This is a genomic window from Streptomyces sp. Mut1 (assembly GCF_030719295.1).
Classification (GTDB): Bacteria; Actinomycetota; Actinomycetes; order Streptomycetales; family Streptomycetaceae; genus Streptomyces; species Streptomyces castrisilvae.
On record NZ_CP120997.1, the window covers coordinates 1380353 to 1395432 of the forward strand.

Annotated in this window: 11 protein-coding genes; 3 read left to right on the forward strand and 8 right to left on the reverse strand. The window is 72.9% G+C overall.

The features are described from left to right. Positions 1 to 75 precede the first annotated feature (75 nt). Complete coding sequence (locus tag P8A18_RS05720; RefSeq protein ID WP_306052311.1) at positions 76 to 1155, forward strand: DUF3533 domain-containing protein; 1080 nt, start codon at positions 76 to 78, stop codon at positions 1153 to 1155. 333 nt (positions 1156 to 1488) lie between these two features. Beyond that, entirely contained in the window at positions 1489 to 1986 is a 498-nt protein-coding gene (locus P8A18_RS05725; protein ID WP_306052313.1) for a phospholipase, read from the forward strand. A 57-nt stretch (positions 1987 to 2043) separates the two neighbouring features. On the opposite strand, the gene P8A18_RS05730 is transcribed toward P8A18_RS05725, so the two are convergent. The 3 genes from P8A18_RS05730 to fxsT form a co-directional block, all read right to left on the reverse strand. Further along, positions 2044 to 2862, reverse strand: a complete 819-nt coding sequence (locus P8A18_RS05730) for a tetratricopeptide repeat protein (protein WP_306052315.1) — start codon at positions 2860 to 2862, stop codon at positions 2044 to 2046. 73 nt (positions 2863 to 2935) lie between these two features. Beyond that, a complete protein-coding gene (locus P8A18_RS05735) occupies positions 2936 to 4021 on the reverse strand; it encodes a S1 family peptidase (RefSeq protein ID WP_306052316.1) in 1086 nt (361 codons plus the stop codon). A 209-nt stretch (positions 4022 to 4230) separates the two neighbouring features. Then, positions 4231 to 7914 carry an FxSxx-COOH system tetratricopeptide repeat protein gene (fxsT, locus tag P8A18_RS05740; RefSeq protein WP_306052318.1) on the reverse strand — a complete coding sequence of 1228 codons (3684 nt, stop codon included), beginning with the start codon at positions 7912 to 7914 and terminating at the stop codon, positions 4231 to 4233. Positions 7915 to 8042: 128 nt separating this feature from the next. Here fxsT and P8A18_RS05745 point away from each other — a divergent pair, with 128 nt between their 5' ends. Then, complete coding sequence (locus P8A18_RS05745) at positions 8043 to 8606, forward strand: DUF4231 domain-containing protein (RefSeq protein WP_306052320.1); 564 nt, start codon at positions 8043 to 8045, stop codon at positions 8604 to 8606. Between the two features lie 154 nt (positions 8607 to 8760). Here P8A18_RS05745 and P8A18_RS05750 read toward each other — a convergent pair whose 3' ends face one another. From P8A18_RS05750 to P8A18_RS05770, 5 genes are all read right to left on the reverse strand, one after another. After that, complete coding sequence (locus tag P8A18_RS05750) at positions 8761 to 9669, reverse strand: S1 family peptidase (RefSeq protein WP_306052322.1); 909 nt, start codon at positions 9667 to 9669, stop codon at positions 8761 to 8763. Between the two features lie 241 nt (positions 9670 to 9910). After that, complete coding sequence (locus P8A18_RS05755; RefSeq protein WP_306052324.1) at positions 9911 to 10711, reverse strand: DUF1684 domain-containing protein; 801 nt, start codon at positions 10709 to 10711, stop codon at positions 9911 to 9913. A 3-nt stretch (positions 10712 to 10714) separates the two neighbouring features. Then, positions 10715 to 12058, reverse strand: a complete 1344-nt coding sequence (locus tag P8A18_RS05760; RefSeq protein ID WP_306052326.1) for an NtaA/DmoA family FMN-dependent monooxygenase — start codon at positions 12056 to 12058, stop codon at positions 10715 to 10717. Beyond that, positions 12055 to 13122 carry an LLM class flavin-dependent oxidoreductase gene (locus P8A18_RS05765; protein ID WP_306052328.1) on the reverse strand — a complete coding sequence of 356 codons (1068 nt, stop codon included), beginning with the start codon at positions 13120 to 13122 and terminating at the stop codon, positions 12055 to 12057. Before P8A18_RS05765 ends, P8A18_RS05760 begins: the two co-directional genes overlap by 4 nt. Before the next feature lie 70 nt (positions 13123 to 13192). Beyond that, positions 13193 to 15037 carry an FAD/NAD(P)-binding protein gene (locus P8A18_RS05770; RefSeq protein WP_306060691.1) on the reverse strand — a complete coding sequence of 615 codons (1845 nt, stop codon included), beginning with the start codon at positions 15035 to 15037 and terminating at the stop codon, positions 13193 to 13195. Between the last annotated feature and the right edge of the window lie 43 nt (positions 15038 to 15080).

Here is a 15080-nt window from a genome sequence, read left to right on the forward strand (position 1 = left end):
TGCGGGCACTTCCCCCTTCAACCGTTCAGCCCCGCCCCGACTGCGTGGGCGGCGGGCAGCCCGGACCGTGGGGGCATGACTTTCGCTGACGAGGTGAGAAGAGCCGTCACTCCCCGGGCCGCACTGCTGGTCATCGGGGTGCTGGCGCTCCAGCTGCTGTTCATCGCGTCCTACATCGGGGCGCTCCACAGCCCGAAGGCGAAGGACGTCCCCTTCGGCGTCGTCGCCCCCCAGCAGATGTCCGCCCGCCTCGTCACCGAACTGAACGGCCTCCCCGGCGGCCCGCTCGACCCCCGCGCACTCGCCGACGCCGCCACCGCCCGCCGGCAGATCCTCGACCGCGAGATCGACGGCGCCCTGATCGTCGACCCCAGGAGCACCAAGGACACCGTGCTGGTCGCCTCCGGTGGGGGCACCGTCCTGGCCAACTCCCTGACGAAGATCATCAAGGAGGCCGAGCTCAGCCAGGGGCGCACCGCGGGCGCCGTGGACGTGGCCCCGGCCTCACGCCGGGACTTCGACGGGCTGTCCTCGTTCTACCTGGCCGTGGGCTGGTGCGTCGGCGGCTACCTCTGCGCCTCGATCCTCGCGATCAGCGCGGGCAGCCGCCCCGCCAACCGTCAGCGCGCACTCATCCGGACCGGGGTCATGGCCCTGTACTCGATCGCGGGCGGCATCGGCGGCGCCGTCATCATCGGCCCGATCCTCAACGCCCTGCCCGGAAGCTTCTGGGGGATGTCGGGCCTGGGCGCGCTGACCGTCTTCGCGGTCGGCATGATCACGCTCGCTCTGGAGGCGCTCACCGGCATCGTCGGCATCGGCCTGGCCGTGCTGATCGTGGTCATCGCGGGCAACCCGAGCGCGGGCGGCGCCTTCCCGCTGCCCATGCTCCCGGACTTCTGGCGCGCGATCGGCCCCGCCCTGCCCCCGGGCGCCTCGACCTGGACGGCGCGCTCGATCGCGTACTTCAGGGGCAACGCCGTGACCGGCCCGCTGCTGGTGCTGTCCGCCTGGGCGGTGGTGGGCACGATCGGCACCATGCTCCTGGCCCTGCGGAAGAAGCCGGAGACGGCGGACACCCCGGGGACGGGGGCCGGTCCGGCGGTGACGGGGCCGGGGACGGGGACGGGCGGCACCGGGTCGAGCCCGGCGTAGCGGCCCCCGCCGGGGGCCGCGCCTCGGCATCCGCCCGGCGGCCAGGGGAGGGAAGCCACGACCAGCGTCTCCCGGTCGTGTCGTTCCCCAGCCAGGAGACAGCCGCGTACGCGCACCAGGGGTTCGCCGAACCGAAGAAGGAACAGGCCCGCCGCCGGGGCGGCGGCGCGGCGGCTGACCCCTACAACAACCCCGCACAGCAGGGGGATCACACCTCTAGGCATGACAGGTACATGACGTCATGCTGGGGCGACCTCGTGTCACCCGCGAGGCGAAGGCAGGCAGGCCGGTCAGCGGCCGTGCCGACTTCCCCCCACCCCATGGAGGTTGCTCATGCGTCGCCGCGTCGCCATCCTGCTCGCCACCGTCGGCCTGTCGCTCCCGCTCGCCCTGCTGCCCGCCACGTCCGCATCGGCGGCGCCCGCGGACAAGCCCCAGGTCCTCAGTTCCTGGACGCAGACGAGCGCCGCCAGCTACAACGCGTGGAACTCCGCCCGCAACAACCAGGGCGCGTGGTCCGCGTACGGCTTCGACTGGTCGACGGACTACTGCAGCAGCTCGCCCGACAACCCGTTCGGCTTCCCCTTCCAGACGGCCTGCGCCCGCCACGACTTCGGCTACCGCAACTACAAGGCCGCCGGCACGTTCTCCGCCAACAAGGCACGCCTCGACAACGCCCTCTACTCGGACCTCAAGCGCGTGTGCGCCGCCTACTCCGGCGCCAAGCTGACCTCGTGCAACGCCACGGCCTGGACGTACTACCACGCGGTGGACATCTTCGGCGTCGCACCGGCCTCGGCGGGCGCCGGCAGAGCGGTCGCGGCCCGCTGACCGGCCCTCTTCCCCGGAGGCCGGGCCCGCCACCGACGGGCCCGGCCTCCGCGCACGTCACGCCGCGCCGCCCCGCCACAGGTCCCGCTGCCGCCGGGTCCACCGGGTGCCCCGGTGGCGGGGGCCCAGCACCCGCACCATGTCGTCGAACAGCCGCTCGTACGCCTGGGCCGCCCCGGCCCCGTCACCGGCCCGCGCCCGCGTGCCGGCCAGGGTCAGCCGGGTGAGCAGCACGACGTGGTGACCGGCGCCGCGCACCCGTACCCGCTCCGCGAGCAGCTGCTCGTACGCGTCCACGGCACCGGCCTCGTCCCCCTGGTTCCACCGCAGCCGGGCCAGTCTCAGCAGGGCGCCGAATCCGTCCGGCTCCTTGCGCAGGACCACCGCCTCCCGGACCGGCCCCTCCAGCTCGTCCCTCACCGGCAAGGGCGGCGTCCACCCCGGCCTCACCCGCCAGTAGGCCGAGTTGCGCCGCGCCCACGGGACGCGGGGGTGCTCCTCGCCCAGCGCCCGCGCCAGGTCCGGCAGCACCTGCTCGTACGCCCGGGCCGCCCCGGCCCCGTCACCGGCCTCGGCCCGCGTCCCCGCCAGGGCGAGCCGGGTGTCCAGGACGAGCGGATGATCCGCTCCCCAGGCCCGGGTCCGTGCCGCGACGAGTTGCCCGTACGTCTCCACGGCGGCGGCCGGCTGCCCGCTCCGCCTGCGCCGCAGGGCGGTGTGGCGGAGGGTGCGGGCCTCCCCCTCCTCCTCGCGCAGCAGCCGGTCCCGGTCCGTCATCAGCCGGTGCGGATGCCACTTCAGCTCCCTGCGGATGTCGCGGCTGTCGGCGATGACGCCCAGACCGATGCGGACCCATCGCCTCACTGTCCTGCCCATGTGCCCCCGTCCCCTCCCACGCGTGCATGGCCCCCGGCCGGAGCCGGGGGCCATGCGTCACCGTACGGAACGGTCAGCCGATCTGTGCGCCGAACGCCGCCAGCGCCTCCGGCACCGGCTGGAAGAACGTTTCGCCGCCCGACGAGCAGTCACCGCTGCCGCCCGAGGTCAGGCCGATCGCCGTGTCACCGGCGAAGAGCGAGCCGCCGCTGTCGCCGGGCTCGGCGCAGACCGTGGTCTGGATGAGCCCGTTGACGATGTCGCCGTTGCCGTAGTTGACCGTGGCGTCCAGGCCCGTCACCTCGCCGTCGTGGACCTGGGTGGTGGAGCCGCTGCGGGTCACCGTCATCCCGACGGTGGCCTCGCCCGCCTTGGTGATGGGCTGGGTGGAGCCGTTGTAGAGGTCGACCTCACTGGGGTGGGCCGTGTCCGAGGTGTACTTCACCAGGCCGAAGTCGTTGCCCGGGAAGTCCGAGCCGGCGTTCGTGCCGATCTCGGCGCCGCTCTGGGAGTCCGACCAGCTGGAGATCGCCTCGGTGCAGTGCCCGGCGGTCAGGAAGTACGGCTCGCCGTCCTTGACCACGTTGAAGCCGAGCGAGCAGCGCCCGCCGTTGCCCCAGATCGCGTCGCCGCCCGCGATGAACGGCTTGAACTCCCCGGCCGTCTTCTTGAGTTCGGCCTTGCCGCCCAGCGAGTCGACCACCGCGCCGAGCTTCTTCAGGTCGGCACCCTTGACCGTGCGGTCGGCGGTGACGACGACCTTGTTGCTGACCGGGTCGACGGCCCACGAGGTGCCGGGGATCGTCGCCTTGCCGGCCAGGGTCTGCCGGGCGGACTTCAGGTCGGCGAGCGAGTTCTGCACGATTCTGGCCGTGCCGCCCGCCTGCCGCACCCGCTCGGCGGCGGCCTCGTCGACCACGTTCATCACGAGGTGCTTGCTGCCGGCGTCGTAGTACGCGCCGGCCGCGCCGGTCCCCAGGTCCTTGCCCAGACCCGTGGCGAGCTTCCCGGCCGCGTCCGCGCTCAGCGTCCGCGCGGTGAACTGCGGCACCTGCTCACTGGCGTTGGCGCTCTGGAACGTCACGCCCGCCGCGACCAGGCCGACGACCGCCGAGCCGGCCAGCACTGCGCGCTTCCTCGATATGTGTCGATGCTTCAACTTCGACCTCCTGTGGGGGCCGCGCACAGATGATGTGGGGTCGTCCGTGCACGGAGGATGAAGCGCCCACTATGGTCAGCGCCCGGATGGGCACACAAGGCCGAATCCTGGACGCACACACGACAACACCGGTTCGGTCTCGCGGCGTTCACGTCCCCCGGGGCATGCCGTGACCGTTTCGTTCGTGTATGAACGGTGCGACCGCGCTCTCAGACGGCGAGCGGTTCCAGCTCGCGCCGGAACCGGCCCCCGTCACGAGCGGTCCGGGTCAGCGGATGCTCGTCGCCGAGTTGCCGGGACAGTTCGCCGGCTGTCTCCGCCCTGACCCGACGCGCCGCGTCCCCGCGCCCCAGCGCATCGAGGGTGACCGCCATGTTCGCCGTCATGGCGAGCGTCTCCGGGTGATGGACCCCCAGAACCTCCCGGAACTGCCCGGCCAATCGTTGTTCGGTCTCCAGCACCGGGTGCATGTCGCCCCCTCCGGCCGTGACGTTGGCCAGGTTCATCGTGCTGAACAGCGTGTGGGGGTGTTCCCGCCCGTACACCTCCTCCATCGCGGCAACCACGCGGATCAGCGTCCGTTGTGCCTCCTGCGCCGCAGCGGCTCCCGCGAGGTAGAGGCCCAGGTTGTTCAGCGCCGCCAGGGTGTACGGGTGCCTCTCGCCGTACAACCGGAGGTACTGACCGAGGACCTCCCGAGCGGTGTCCCCGGCCTCTGCCGCCCCACCCGCCGCGAACAGGTCGGCCGCCAGGTTGAGGTCGCAGGCCAGCGACTCCGGGTCGGCGGAGGTGTACTCGGCACGGTACCGGGCCCGGGTCGCCACCGTGAGCCGGCGCGCTTCCTCCAGCCTGCCCGCCCGGCGCAGCGAGACCGCCAGGCCCCTGGCCGCAACAAGTGCGCCCGGGAAGGACGGGCCGAGGATGGCCTCGTAGCTGTCGTACGTACGCCTGAGGAGGTCCGCCGAGTCCTCGAACCGCCCGATGTCCCGCAGATCACGGGCCAGGCTCACGGCCGAGGAGAGGCTGCGCGGGTGCTCCGGGCCCAGGACCTCGCGCTCTGTCGCCAGGGTGATCTCGTCGAGCTCCATGGCTTCCGCGTAACGGCCGCGCGTGCGGTAGATGTTGGCGAGGTGGAAGCAGAGGTGAAGGTACTCGACATCCCGCCGCCCCAGCGTCTCGCGCCAGAGCACACGCAGCTCCTCGCAGAGCATGGTGGCTGCCTTGAGGTCACCGCGCTTCCACAGATGGCGCACCCGGTCGATCATGAGCCTGCGGGCTTCGGGCTCCTTGCAGTTGCGGGCGTCGGACGGGCCCAGGTGCGGCCACAGCGTGGAATACAGCGGCCGGTTGGCGGGGATGTCGACCGGCTCGTCGTTATCGGGCCTGGCACCCGCCAGGATCCGATGGACGGTGTGCCGGGCGTCCTGCTGCTCCTCCTCGGTCATCCGGGCCCGGATGACGGCCCGGACGAGCCGGTGCACCCGGATGGAGTTGGAGACCTGGTCGACTTCGGCAAGGGCGAACCGGTCGATCTCCCTGATGACGCGGCCCAGCATCAGCTTCCCCCGGAGCGAGGCGTCGTACGGCTTCAGCGCCTCGATCGTCTCCTCGCCGTACAGGAGGTTCCCGGAGATCGGCTCGGGGCCGAAGAAGGCGCACAGCTGGAGGAGACGCATCGCGGCGGGCGAGCGCTCCTCAAGACGCCGGATGGAGATGTTCCAGGTCGCCGCGACCGGCTCGGGGTATCCGGCAGGCTGGTTGAGCGCCAGGACCTCCGGGGCCCGCCGAGCCGGCTGTTCCAGGTAGGTGTCGATCGGGGTGGCGGTCTCCGCGATGCACGCGGCCGCCTGCTCGACGGCGAGCGGCAGGTCGCCCACGGCGGCGGCCACCCGGTCCGCGTCCGCGTCGCTCAGACCCGGCGCCCGGCGCCGGAGGTGCTCGATGGACTCCTCGCGCGGGAAGACGTCGACGGGCACCGCGTCGCCGTGCTGGGACCAGGCCCGGTTGCGGGAGGTGACCAGGATGTGGCCGGGGCCGCCCTCGGGGAAGTAGCGCCTCAGCCGTTCAGGGTCGTCCGCGTTGTCGAAGACGAGCAGCCAGCGGTCCGAGGGCACCCCGTGGCGCAGCAGGTCGACGGCCTCCCGGGAGGCGGCAGCCATGTCGTCGCCGCTCCGGGCGCCAAGCCGGACGGCGAGTTCGGCGAGAGCGGCGACGACGGCGTCGGCCTGCTCGGACGATATCCACCAGACCAGGTCGTAGTCGGCCATGAAGCGGTGCGCGTACTCCAGGGCGACCTGGGTCTTGCCGACGCCACCAGGTCCGTACAGCGCCTGCGGCTGCGGCAGCACGACTGCCTTGCCGCCGCCGAGCCGGTCGCGCATCCGCTCCAGGGCCGGCGAGCGGCCGGTGAAACCTGGGTTGCGCGGCGGTGCGTTCCAGATCCGTGGGACGGTGCCGGGGAAGCGCGGGCCGGGCGAGACCGCGCCGGTGAGCGGCACGGGCCGGTCCAGGGCGCGTAACAGGGCGGCGATGGCGTGCACCTCGTCGAGCCGGAACAGGTCGACAGGGTCGTGGTCGGTGAAGGCCGCGGACAGCCGTACGTCCCCGACCCTGAGCGGCAGCAGACGACGCCGCCCACCGTCCGGGTTCTCGGCGACGGCCCGGCCCCAGAGGTCAGCCGCGTGTCGCGACCCGAGGTAGGCGCTGGAGAGCAGGAACACGGTCGTGACCGCGTTCTCGCTGGTGACGGCGGCCGTCTCCTGGGGGCCCCGCTCGACGGACGCGTCCTGGGGCACGACACGGAGGCCGGCCCGGGTGAGGACGGACTCGATCCAGTCGGCCCACATCCGGTTCTCCGGCACATAGCTCAGGATGAGAGTGGTGGGCGATGCGGGCCTGCGCCTGGTGAACGCGTCGCGGATGCGCAGTCGCGCCTCTTCCCCGACCGGGGGCATCGAGGTGATCTCCTGGCCGGTGATGACGGAGGTGAGCCGTTCGAAGGCGGAGAGGAGGGAGTTGCTGAGCCCCGCCTCGTCCGCGAAGGTGGCCAGCGTCTCTTCGTACGCGTAGTAGGGACGGTATGGGATCTCCACCGCGCCCCAGTAGCCGGTGAGTTCGTCACCCGACAGGTCGCGCGGTATCCGCTCGAACCTCAGCCGGGCCAGGGCCCGTCCGGCGTCCGCCTTCGCCTTCTCGCTCTCGTCGATCCGCATCGGGACGGGGAGAACGGAGATGGGGCGGCCGGTGTACTGCTCGGATATCTGCCGGGCGACCGAGGCCGCACCGTCGATGGACTGGTCGCTGAGGGTGAAGCAGTCGATGAGCACATCGGGCAGGTGGACGGTGCAGATGTCGGCGATGTCGCTGAGGCCGGTACGGCTGTCGATGAGGACGTAGTCGTAGTCGGCCTTCATGTCGTCGCGCAAAGCGTCGAAGAAGCAGCCGCCTCCGAGCCGGTCGTAGAAGTTGTCCCAGTCAAACGTGGAAACGGTCGCGGAGTACTCGCGGTTCTGCCGTCCGGCGGAGAGGAAGTCGAGCGCTCCTCCGTGCGGGAACTCCCAGCCGAGCGCCTCGGGGGTGAGCGAGACCGCGTGCGGCTGGATCCGCGCGTACTCCCGGTGCCATTCGTCGGCCCGTTGCGCGGGACTGGTCGCGGCCCAGGCGTAGTCGATGATCAGGTCGATGACGCCGGTGGTGGCCCCGAGCGTCGAGGGGCTGAGGAACGGATGGAAGAACCGGTGCAGTCCGGGCGCCTCCAAGTCCCAGTCGACGGCCAGTACCCGTTTGCCGTTGGCGGCCAGAATCCAGGCGATGTTGGCCAGGGCCATGGTGCGCCCCGTACCGCCCTTGTACGAGTAGAAGGTGACGATGCTCCCGTCACGACCGTCCGTCATCCGCGTCCTCCGCATCCGTCGAAGTCATGGCCCCTCCTGCATGAGTGCCCGCACCTGAGGCGTGAGGCGTGAGGCGCATGCGAGCACGTAGTTGACCGCGTCACGACTTCACCGATGTACTCCCCTGCATGCCGAGCACGCATGCCCAGGAGTCGGTCGACTCGCACCCTCTCCCGAATCAGTCCTTGACCACCGCGCACGACTACGTGGAGGGCAGGCTGGCGCAGTATCAGAAGTGGTATGACCGAAAGGCGGTCAAGACCAAGGCCATGCATCTGCGGATGCGCACACTGTCCGTCGTCGGAGGCGCCCTGGTTCCCGTTTTAGTCAACGTGGATCTACCGGCTTCGAAGCTCATCGCCACGGTGCTGAGTCTGATCGTCGTCGGCTCCGTTTCGCTGGAGAGCGTGTACCGCTATCGGGAGCAGTGGAAGAACTACCGGTCCACCGAGCAGCTCCTGGGGCACGAACGGATCTACTTCCAGACGAAGGTGGGCCCGTACGCCGGTCTCGCGGAGAACGAGGCGTTCACCACTCTGGTCGCCCGCGTCGAGAGCGCGATCGCCAACGAGAACTCGGCGACCTTGAACGTGCTGACTCTGGGCGGCCAGGTGAATGCCGATGTCCAGGCCGGCCAGATCCCCGGCGCCCGTCAGGACCTGCGCCCCGGCGGCGGATCACCCGTGGCGTGACGCGTCGCCCGTCTCGTCCGCGGGTCCGGACACCGGGACACGACGAAGCCGGCCCCCGGGCGTGGTCCGCCCGGGGGCCGGCTGGTGCCGAGCCGTGTCCGTACCGTGCCGGCCCGCCCGTACGCGACGGGCCGGCGCGGGTCCGGTCAGGCCGTCAGTACAGGCTGATGCCGTACTGGCTGAGCGCGCTCAGCGCGTTGGTGACCGGCTGGAAGAACGTCGTGCCGCCCGAGGAGCAGTTGCCGCTGCCGCCCGAGGTCAGACCGATCGCCTTGGAGCCGGAGTAGAGCGGACCGCCCGAGTCGCCGGGTTCGGCGCACACGTTGGTCTGGATCATGCCGTAGACGATATCGCCGCCGCCGTAGTTGACCGTGGCGTTGAGCCCGGTGACGGTGCCGCTGTGGATGCCGGTCGTGGAGCCACGGCGGGTGACGGACAGCCCGACGGTGGCGTTGGCCGCGCCGGTGATGTCGACGCTGCCCACCGTGCCCTCGTGGGAGACCGCGGCGTTGTCGTAGCGCACCAGCCCGTAGTCGTTGCCCGGGAAGCTGGAGACGACCGTCGGGCCGATGTAGGTGGTGTTCGAGGAGTTGGTGTACCAGGGGGGCTTGCCGTCGGTGCAGTGACCGGCGGTCAGGAAGTAGTACGTGCTGCCGCTGCGGACGTTGAACCCGAGGGAGCAGCGCCAGCCGGGTGCGTAGATGGCGTCACCGCCCGAGAGCAGCTTGCTGAACTTGCCGGGGGTGTGCTCGATGCGCAGGGCTCCGGCGTTGCTGCCCGCGGAGTCCTTGATCTGCTGGACCTCCGCCGCGGAGACCGTGCTGTCGACGGTGACCACGAGCTTGCCGGTCGCCGGGTCGGCACGCCAGGCGGTGCCGGCGACATCGGCGCCGAGGACGGCGTCGCCGGCCGCGGCGATCTGGTTGGCGCTGTACGTTCCGCTGGAACTGGCCTGCGCGGTGGGGACGGCCAGGGCGGCGACGGCCACGAGGCCCGCCGCGATGGCGATGGCCCTGCTCCGTCTCGCTATACCGCTGAGGGGGGTGGTGCGCTTGATCCTCACTGTCATTCCTCCCGAGGGGAATCGGGGGTCCGCCTGTGGGGTGGTCGGACCCGTGAGGCGCAGTCAGGTTCACAGCCATCCGTCCGCATTCCGAACATGCCGTGTCCCTGACAAGCGCTGCTCGGGAGTATTCAAGGCGTCAACTTCGCGCGCAAGGGCGTCTTTTGGCCTGAGCCCGGCGCGACAGGCACCGCCCGGCCCCCGCGGGCGAGACCCGCGGGGGCCGGGCGAGGACGGTGCCTCAGGCGTCGATCCGGTGGCGCTCCCCCGCCTCGACGGCGACCGGGAGGGTGTTGCCGGGCGGCGGGAAGGGGCAGATGAAGTGGTCCGCGAAGGCGCACGGCGGCAGCAGCGCGCGGTTGAGGTCGACGGTCACCGAGCCGTCCCCGGCCGGCGCGGCGGGCCGCAGGAACCGGAAGCGGTAGCTGCTGTTCCCGCTGGTGGCGTCGGCGAAGACCGCCCAGAGCGAGCCGTCGGGCTCCACCGCGACCCGGAGCGTGTGCCCGGCCCCGTCCAGCTCGAAGGCGATCTCCCCGGCGAGCCCGAGCCCGCGCTCCACACCGTCGGCGTTCTCGACCCGGACGGTGCGGGAGTCCGGGTACGGCCGGAAGGTCCCCGGCACCACCCAGCGGGCGTCGTACGGGGTCGCCCCGATCGCCCGGAACGCGCGCCGCGCCGCGGAGTCCGGGTCGAAGACCCGTACCGCCCACAGGCCCTCGCGGCTCAGGACGACCAGCCTGCGCCCCTCGTGCGCCACCCGGGACGTGTCGACCGGACCTCGGTCGGCGCCCAGCCGGACCCGGCCGGTGAAGGGCTTCCCGTCGACGGTCAGCCCGTCCTCGGGGGCGGCTTCCAGCACCGGGGCGCCGTCCTCCTCCCGCCATCGGCCCGGGACGGCCGGAATTCGCCCCTCCGGGTAATCGGCGAGCCAATGGGTGCCGGTGAGGGAGAGCGGCCCGTACGGCCCCGAGACCGTGGCGGTCCGCTCCTCGTGCCAGCGCTCCCAGTCCCGCGCCGCCTGCTGCTGTGCTTGCGTGCTCATGGATCAACCCTTCCACACCGGTTCGGCGAGACCGAGGTGCGACCGCAGCGTGGAACCGGTGTACGCCCGGCGGAAGACCCCCCGTTCCTGGAGGAGCGGGACGACCCGGTCGACGAAGTCGTCGAGGCCGCCGGGGGTGAGGTGCGGGACGAGGATGAAGCCGTCGGCGGCGCCGGCCGCCACGTACTCGGCCAGCAGGGCCGCGACCGTGGCCGGGCTGCCGATGAACGACTGGCGGCCGGTCGCCTCGATGACCGTCTGCCGGATGGAGAGCCCCTTCTCCTCGGACAGCGCGCGCCAGCGGGCCGCCACCGCGAGCGGGTCGCCCTGCCGGACCCGCCCCCGGACCAGCTCCGCGCCGGGGTCCGGATCGCTCGCGGGCAGCGGCCCGTCCGGGTCGTACGAGGACAGGTCGCGGCCCCAGACCTGCTCCAGGGCGGCGATCGCGTTCTGCGGGGAGACCTGCCGGCGGCGGATGTCGGCCGCGTGCTCCCGCGCGTCGGCGTCGGTGTCACCGAGGACGAAGGTGACGCCGGGCATGACCTTCAGCTCGTCGGGCGCCCGCCCGTGGGCCGCGAGCCGCCCCTTCACATCCGCGTAGAAGGCGCGGCCCGCGTCGAGGGTGCCGTGCCGGGTGAAGACGATGTCGGCGGCGGAGGCGGCGAACTCCCGGCCCTCAAAGGAGTCGCCGGCCTGGATGACGACGGGGTGGCCCTGCGGGGAGCGCGGGACGGTGAACTCGCCCTCGACGGTGAAGTGCCGGCCGCGGTGGGAGACGGGGCGCGGGGCGCCTTCGGGGGTCCAGGAGTCCCACAGCTCGCGGGCGGTCGCGACGAACTCGGCGGCGCGGGTGTAGGGGGTCCCCTCTGGTCGGGCGGAGCCGGGAGCCCGGGGGATACCGGCCCGGTCCAGATAGCCGCCGCGCCGGAAGTTCTCGCCGGTGAAGGCGTCGGAGGAGGTGACCGCGTTCCAGGCGGCCCGGCCTGCGCTGAGGTGGTCGAGGGTGGCGAGCCGGCGGGCCAGTTCGTAGGGCTCGTTGAAGGTGGTGTTGACGGTGGCGGCGAGACCGATCCGGTCGGTGACGGCCGCCAGCGCGGACAGCACGGTCAGGGACTCGGGTCTGCCGACCACGTCCAGATCGTGGATGCGCCCCTTGTGCTCGCGCAGCCGCAGCCCCTCGGCGAGGAAGAAGAAGTCGAACAGTCCCCGCTCGGCCGTGCGCGCGAGGTGTTCGAACGAGGAGAACTCGATCTGGCTGCCGGAGCGCGGGTCGGACCAGACGGTGGTGTTGTTCACGCCGGGGAAGTGCGCGGCGAGGTGCATCTGTTTCGGGGCGGCGGCCGTCATACCCGTTCCCCCGCGCGCGCGTACCGGTTGGCGGGGCGGGCCAGGCCCAGGTGCTCGCGCAGGGTGCCGCCCGGGTAGAAGGTCCGGAACAGGCTGCGGTGCTGGAGCAGGGCCACCGTGCCGTTGACGATCCGTTCGAGGTCGCGGGCGGGGGTGATCGGCGTGAGGTGGAAGCCGTCGACCGCGCCGGCCCGGTGCCACTGGGTGATCAGGTCGGCGAGGTCGACCGGACCGCCCCGGTAGTACGTGCCCCGGCCGGCCAGCGGCGGCCCGCTCGCCAGCCCGGGTTCGGGTGCCGTCTCGGCGTCGCCGAGGTCGACGGTGAGCGCGGCGAGCACCCGCAGCGCGTCGGGGGCCCGGCCGTGGGCCGCGGCACGGTGGCGCACGTCGTCGCGGATCGCGGCGGTCCGCTCGGGGGTGGTGGCCCGTACGAGGACGACGTCGGCGTGGCGGGCGGCGGCGTCCCTGGCCGGCTCGGCCGTGCCGTCGATGACGACGACGGGGTGGCCCTGCGGCGGTCTGGGCACGATGGCCGGTCCCCTGACGCTGAACGCGGCGCCCTCGAAGTCGACGTAGTGCAGCTTGTCGCGGTCGATGAAGCGGCCGGTGGCGGTGGAGCGGATCTCCGCGTCGTCCTCCCAGCTGTCCCAGAGCCGGGCGCAGACGTCGGCGCACTCGCCGGCCTCGTGCCAGAGGTCCCCGGCGGGCGCGGCGGGGCGGCGGCCGAACAGCCGGGCCTCGGCCTCGGTCGTGGACACGCCGACCTGCCAACCGGCCCGGCCGCGGCTGACCCAGTCCAGGGTGGCCGCGGCCGACGACACGTGGAAGGGCTCGGTGTGGGTGGTGGTGACCGTCGGAACGAGGCCGACGCGGCGGGTGGCGGGGGCGACCCGGGCGAGCACGGCGAGCGCGTCGGGCCCCGGCCGGGCGAAGGAGTCGCCGAGGGTGACGAAGTCGAGGGCGCCGCCCTCCGCGAGCCGGGCGAGTCCGGTGTGGTGCGCGGCGTCGTAGCGGGGCGGGCCGCCGATCTCGGCGGCCAGATGGAGGGGCCTGAGGGCTGGCATGGCAAATCCTTTCGGCGGAGCGTGGGTGCCGGCCTTGGGCGGCACGGTGAGGGTGTCCGGAGCGCGGTCCTCAGTCCCCCGGGTCCGGGTGGAGGTCGCGCAGGAGGGTGAGCGCGGTGCGCGCGGTCGCGTCGTTCTGGGCGAACGCCGGGCCGCCGGTGCGCGGCCGGGTGAAGGCGCCGCCGGCCCGCGCCGCGGTGTGCGGGCCGAGCGCGAAGCGGCGCGGGTGCGGGCGGCCGGAGCGGTCCAGGATCCGCCCGTCGCCGGGGTCGACCGCGAGCAGCCCGGTGGCGGTGACGGCCGCCCCGTCCGCGTGCAGGGTGCGCAGCAGGGAGGAGCGGGTGCGCCCGGGTGCGGGGCCGGGGAGCCGGGCCTCGACCAGGGCCCGTGCCTCGACCCGCTCCCCCGGTACGGTGGAGCTTGACGCCCGGAAGACGCCCCGTTCCTCGTCGGCCTCCACCGTGGTGCCGGCGCCGAGGAAGCGGACGACGCCCGCCCGGGACAGCGCGAGCAGCTGCCGCAGCCGGGGCCCCGGCGGTCCGGAGGCGAGGTAGCTGAAGAAGCCGTGCCACTCGTTCCCGGTGTCACCGAGCCGGACCAGCGTGCCGTAGACCGAGAGCAGTCCGAGGAAGACGGCGAGGTCCTCGCTGTGCCCGGGGTCGTGCCGGCGGGCGAGGTCGGCCTCGATGTGGGCGCGGACCGCTTCCTGGAGGCCGTCGAGGGAGGCGTGGCGCACCCCGTCCAGCGGGCGGTCGAGCGCCGCCAGGTCGAGCCGGTCGGCGGGGTCGGGGACGGCGTCGGCGATCAGGTCCCGCAGTGCGGCGCTGCCCGGTTCGGCGGCCGCGTACTTCTCTTCGAAGGCGGCCCGGCCGGCGGCGGTGCGCTCGGGGTGGGCGGTGAACAGCCGGTGGTAGTGGGCGTGTCCGAGCTCTTTATCGATATATGGCCATATCTCACGGCGGAAGTGGAGCGGTTGCGGCCGGTCCAGCAGTTCCGCCGCCCGCTCGGGCCCGAAGAAGCGCGGCAGCGGCGGCCGTTCCCCCTGTAACCCGTAGCCGATCTTGGCGCGGTACGGGATGCCGCGCCGCGACCCCGCGTACAGGACGGGCTCCCGGCCCGAGGGCACGTACGCCCCGTTCTCGTACCGTCCGCCGCGTCCCTCGGTGAGCAGCACCATCAGGTCGATGAAGGCGAGCCCGAGGCCCCGGACGATGACGGGTTCGCCCGCGGGCAGCACGCCCAGGTCGCTGTCGGCGGTGAAGTCGGGCGGCAGGTGGACCAGCCCGTGCCGGCGGGCGAAGGCGGAGAGCGCGCGCTGTTCACCGTCCGGCCCGGCATCCAGGTGGCCGAGGGTGAGGACGACCAGGTCGGCGGCGAGCGGTTCGGGGCGGCCGGCCAGGTGGACGAGCTGGCGGCCGTCGCGCGGGCCGGTGACGCGCAGGGCCAGGTCGCGGTGTTCGTGGACGGTGACCGCGGGCGGGAGCGCGGCCACCGACCGCGCGTACACCCAGCGCAGATAGGCGCCCTGGAGCCGCCGGCTCGGGAAGTCCCGGCCCCGCAGGGTCTCGATCTCGGCGCGGATACGGGGGTCGGCGGCGGCCTCGGCGCAGTCCGTCCGGCCCTCCCGCACGTCCGCGGCCCAGGCGTCGAGCGCGGGACCGGGGCGTACCGGGCCCTCCTGGCGGACGGTGTCGTCGGTGAACATCGTGACGTCCTCGGCCATGGAGTTCATCCACAGCAGCGCGGACTGGTCCCGCCGCCAGATCCGGCCGCTCCCGGGCGGGTGGGGGTCGATGAGGTGGAGGTCCAGCGGCCGGTCCCCGTACAGGGCGGGAGCGTTGGCGGCGAGCCGTTCGACCAGTCCGGTGGCGCGCGGCCCCGCCCCGACGACGGCCAGCACGGGCCGGGCGCTCACCGGCTGCCCGACGCGGCACGTGCGCACCGGACGGCATCGTTGT

Excerpts from the sequence above, each read along its gene's own strand:
- P8A18_RS05720 (WP_306052311.1), top strand. The coding sequence starts at position 76 with ATGACTTTCGCTGACGAGGTGAGAAGAGCCGTCACTCCCCGGGCCGCA.
- P8A18_RS05725 (WP_306052313.1), top strand. The coding sequence starts at position 1,489 with ATGCGTCGCCGCGTCGCCATCCTGCTCGCCACCGTCGGCCTGTCGCTC.
- P8A18_RS05730 (WP_306052315.1), bottom strand. The coding sequence starts at position 2,862 with ATGGGCAGGACAGTGAGGCGATGGGTCCGCATCGGTCTGGGCGTCATC.
- fxsT (WP_306052318.1), bottom strand. The coding sequence starts at position 7,914 with ATGACGGACGGTCGTGACGGGAGCATCGTCACCTTCTACTCGTACAAG.
- P8A18_RS05745 (WP_306052320.1), top strand. The coding sequence starts at position 8,043 with ATGCCGAGCACGCATGCCCAGGAGTCGGTCGACTCGCACCCTCTCCCG.
- P8A18_RS05755 (WP_306052324.1), bottom strand. The coding sequence starts at position 10,711 with ATGAGCACGCAAGCACAGCAGCAGGCGGCGCGGGACTGGGAGCGCTGG.
- P8A18_RS05760 (WP_306052326.1), bottom strand. The coding sequence starts at position 12,058 with ATGACGGCCGCCGCCCCGAAACAGATGCACCTCGCCGCGCACTTCCCC.
- P8A18_RS05765 (WP_306052328.1), bottom strand. The coding sequence starts at position 13,122 with ATGCCAGCCCTCAGGCCCCTCCATCTGGCCGCCGAGATCGGCGGCCCG.